The sequence below is a fragment of the Aestuariivirga sp. genome (genome assembly GCF_044238155.1).
Taxonomy (GTDB): Bacteria; Pseudomonadota; Alphaproteobacteria; order Rhizobiales; family Aestuariivirgaceae; genus Aestuariivirga.
The window spans coordinates 1-4,049 of record NZ_JBIIDX010000211.1 but is presented as its reverse complement, the minus strand read 5'-3'; the positions used below and the strand labels follow the sequence as shown (position 1 = coordinate 4,049).

The 4,049-nt window shown below is 52.7% G+C and carries 3 protein-coding genes; all 3 read left to right on the top strand.

The window, feature by feature from the left end; all coding sequences use genetic code 11:
* The coding region (locus ACILRN_RS15995; RefSeq protein ID WP_395689961.1) for an ABC transporter permease at positions 1–603 on the top strand (603 nt) is incomplete at its 5' end.
* Between the two features lie 63 nt (positions 604–666).
* Positions 667–1,773 carry a substrate-binding domain-containing protein gene (locus ACILRN_RS15990; RefSeq protein WP_395689960.1) on the top strand — a complete coding sequence of 369 codons (1,107 nt, stop codon included), beginning with the start codon at positions 667–669 and terminating at the stop codon, positions 1,771–1,773.
* Positions 1,774–1,835: 62 nt separating this feature from the next.
* Positions 1,836–3,905: a bifunctional rhamnulose-1-phosphate aldolase/short-chain dehydrogenase gene (locus ACILRN_RS15985; RefSeq protein WP_395689959.1), complete on the top strand. Its 2,070-nt coding sequence runs from the start codon at positions 1,836–1,838 to the stop codon at positions 3,903–3,905.
* The last annotated feature ends 144 nt before the right edge of the window (positions 3,906–4,049 follow it).

Sequence of the window (4,049 nt, the reverse complement as noted above, 5' to 3'; positions counted from 1 at the left end):
GGCGTTCCGCCACTGATCGCCACGCTTGCGACATTGGCACTCTATCGTGGCCTGGCAGAGGGAATCAGCGAGGCCCGATCGGTGCGGGGATATCCCGAATGGTTCTTTTTCCTAGGTCAGGGAGAAGTACTTGGCGTTCCGTTTCAACTGTGGTTGCTTGGACTCGCCATCGTACTTTCGGCAATGATTCTTGGTCTCACGCCGTTTGGGCGCGCAACATATGCCATAGGCGCAAACGAGACTGCTGCCCGCTTCTCGGGAATTCGTGTCGAGGCGACGAAGCTCTGGATTTACACGGCCGCGGGTCTGTGTTCAGCAGTCGCGGCTGTGATTTTCGTATCTCGGGTGACAACAACCAGATCTGACATGGGAACCGGCCTCGAGCTTGACGTGATTACGGGCGTTGTCCTCGGTGGAACCTCTATCTTTGGTGGCCGCGGGACCATCATCGGGACAGTTCTAGGGCTCATTCTGATCCAGGCGCTGAAGAATGGTTTGGCTTTGTCAGGCGTGAAAGGGGACGGCACCATAGTTGTAATCGGACTGGTTCTCATAGGTGCCATTCTAGCTGGAGCAATATTTGACAGAAACAGAGGCGGCTGAATATTGGAGGTCGTCTTCAGCTCACCCGCCTGTGGGCTGCAAGACCAACACGGGAGACTCATGATGAAGAAACTTACACTGGCTGTCGTGATGAGCCTCGGTCTCATGACTGGCTCAGCACTTGCGGCTTCGGCATGGACGGGTGGCGATGACCAGCCGACCAACCCTTTGGCATGCGATGGAACACCTTCGGCAGCCGCAGCCAAGCCCTATGACGGTGGGGTGCCGACCAACCCACCAGACCGCAAGGGCAAGAAGATCACGGTTGTTGACGTGCCGAAGCTGATTGGCATCGGCTATTTCAATGCCACATCCAAGGGTATTGCTGATGCTGCAGCCGAGCTCGGAAATGTCGATGCCAAGACCGACGGTCCAACCAAAGCCAACATCGATGAACAGATCACCTTCATCGATAACTACATCACCAGTGGTGTAGACGGCATTCTCTTCGCTGCCAATGATCCGGTTGCGATTGCACCCGTGCTGAAAAAGGCTCTTGAGAAGGGCATCAATGTCGTTGGATATGATGCAAACTCAACCCCTGATGCACGGCAATGGTTCGTGAACCAGGCAGAGTTCAACGGCATCGCAAAGGCGCTGGTTGACTCAATGGCAGCCGAGATTGGTGGTGAAGGTGGTATTGCGATTGTTACCTCGACCTTTACGACGCCAAATCAGGCACGTTGGATCGCCGAGATGGCTGCTTATGCAGAGAAGTGCCATCCGAAGCTGAAATGGCTCGAAACTGTTGAAGCTCAGGAGGACAACAATCTGTCCTTCAACCAGGCTACAACACTGATAAACAAGTATGGAGATGATCTGAAGGGCATCTTCGGCATGACCTCTGTAGCAACCCCCGCATCAGCAGAGGCCGTGACACAGGCCGGTAAGTGCGGCAAGATTTCGGTTGTCGGTCTTGCAACTCCAAACGCAATGAAGCCCTATGTTGAGAAGGATTGTGTAAAGTCAGTCGTACTCTGGAATCCAGTAGATCTTGGATATGCCGCAATGCAGGTCCTGCGCGCAGTCGCTGATGGCTCGTTGCAACCCGGGGCAACCTCGGTGAAGGCTGGCAAGCTCGGTGATCTGCAGGTGATCAATGGTTCGGAGATCCTTCTTGGATCACCCTATGTATTCACCAAGGAGAACATTGCTGGTTTCGACTTCTAAACTGCAAAATCGTGGCGCGCCGGCACCGTCCGGCGCGTCTCCACTTCCAGAAAGCAGGTATCATGAATAATTCAATTTCCGTTCCATCGCTTTGGGACGATCAAGTTTCGAGCCAGTTGGATGAGCCGCGCCTTCTGCTTTATCGATCAAACCTGCTTGGCGCAGATTTGCGAATTACCAACTTTGGTGGGGGCAATACTTCAGCAAAAGTGACAGCACAGGATCCTTTAACGGGACAGTCGGTCACTGTTCTCTGGGTCAAGGGTTCTGGCGGTGACATCGGCTCAATGAAGCTGGATGGATTTGCAACACTCTACATGGAAAAGCTCGAGTCATTAAAAGGTTTGTATAAGAGCCTGGATCAGGAAGACGCTATGGTGCATGCGCTGAACCATTGTATCTTCGACTTGAATCCAAGGGCGCCTTCAATCGATACCTGCCTTCATGGATTTGTTCCCTACACTCATGTCGACCATGTCCATTCAGATGCAGTGATTGCCATCGCAGCATCGAAGGATGCCGAGATGCTGACACAGACCATCTTCGAAGGAGAAATCGGTTATCTGCCATGGCAACGGCCCGGAATCGACCTCGGCATAAAACTTGGCGAAATGGCAAAGAAAAATCCACACTATGTTGGAGTAGTCCTAGGTAGTCATGGGCTGTTTACCTGGGCAAATAATGCCAAGGCTTGCTATGATACCACATTGCGGATCATCAACAAAGCTGCGGTCTGGCTGGAGACCAATCGGAAAAAACCTGCCTTTGGAGGACAGCGGACTACAGTTCTGCCAGATGCTGACCGCAGATCAGCCGCCCTGCGCTTAATGCCCGCGATCCGTGGCAAAATCTCGAGGCACGAGCGGAAAGTGGGTCACTTCATTGATTCACCTGAGGTTCTTGAGTTCGTGAATTCAAACGCTCTCGATGCTCTTGCACCACTTGGCACCTCCTGCCCGGACCACTTTTTGAGAACCAAGATCAAGCCCTTGATCTTGCCACACGACGCAGATGATGCCACGCTTGAGCAGCTGATTGATGGTTATCGTATGGACTACGCAGCTTACTACGAGCGGTGCAAACATCCCAATTCTCCAGCCATGCGAGATCCGAATCCTGTCATTTATCTGGTTCCTGGTGTTGGCATGTTGTCCTTCGCAAAGGACAAGGCGACTGCCCGGATAGCAGCTGAATTCTACGTGAATGCGATCAACGTCATGCGTGGTGCGTCGGGGGTTTCCGCCTATCAGGGACTGGCTGAGCAGGAAGCGTTCAACATTGAATATTGGTTGCTCGAGGAGGCCAAGCTCGCGCGGATGCCAAAGCCCAAGGCGTTGGCAGGGCGAACCGCTTTCATTACGGGGGGTGCAGGCGGAATCGGCGCAGCTATTGCCTCCAAGTTTCTGAATGAAGGCGCTTGCGTGGTGCTGGCGGACATTGACCAAGCATCACTTGATGATGTGGCATCTGGTTTTGCAAAAACCTATGGAAAGGACAATGTTTGCGCCGTATTGATGGATGTGACCAGCGAAGACGACGTCATTTCAGCAATGAACCAGACCGCGCTGGCATATGGTGGTGTTGATATCATAGTGAATAATGCCGGGATTACGATTTCGGCAACGGTAGAGAATACAACATTGGAGCTCTGGAACAGGAACCAGGCTGTTATGGGTGCGGGCTACTTTCTGGTAGGTAGAGAGGGATATCGTCTGCTGCAACGCCAGAAGTTAGGAGGCTCTATGGTCTTTATCTGCTCAAAAAATGCTGTTGCAGCTTCGCCGGGAGCATCGGCGTACTGTGCAGTAAAGGCAGGTGAGTTGCATCTTGCTCGCTGTATGGCGTTGGAAGGGGCTCCGCTTGGCATAAGGGTTAATGTGGTAAACCCCGATGCAGTCTTGAGGGGATCAAAGATCTGGCAGGGCCCGTGGCGGCAGCAGCGCGCGGCATCCTTAAAGATAACGGAGGAAGAGCTCGAGGAGCATTACCGCAAACGTTCACTGCTGCAACGATCAGTCTTCCCAGAGGATATTGCAGAGGCCGTATATTTTTTTGCATCTGATCTGTCAGACAAGTCGACGGGCAATTTTTTGAATGTCGACGCGGGAAATGCAGCATCCTTTACGAGGTAGGTAAATGGGTTTTTCGATAAGTTCGGACTTCATCGAAGAGTCGAACAGGCAGTTAGGCGGCGAACTGGCCGAGGATTTTGATGCTCTTGGCAGGCAATTGGCACGGCGTGGCATATCGATCGAAACCATCGTGCAGAGAGCAAT

What these genes read in the sequence shown, in the direction of transcription:
- ACILRN_RS15990 (WP_395689960.1), top strand. Translation starts at nt 667, where the DNA reads ATGAAGAAACTTACACTGGCTGTCGTGATGAGCCTCGGTCTCATGACT.
- ACILRN_RS15985 (WP_395689959.1), top strand. Translation starts at nt 1,836, where the DNA reads ATGAATAATTCAATTTCCGTTCCATCGCTTTGGGACGATCAAGTTTCG.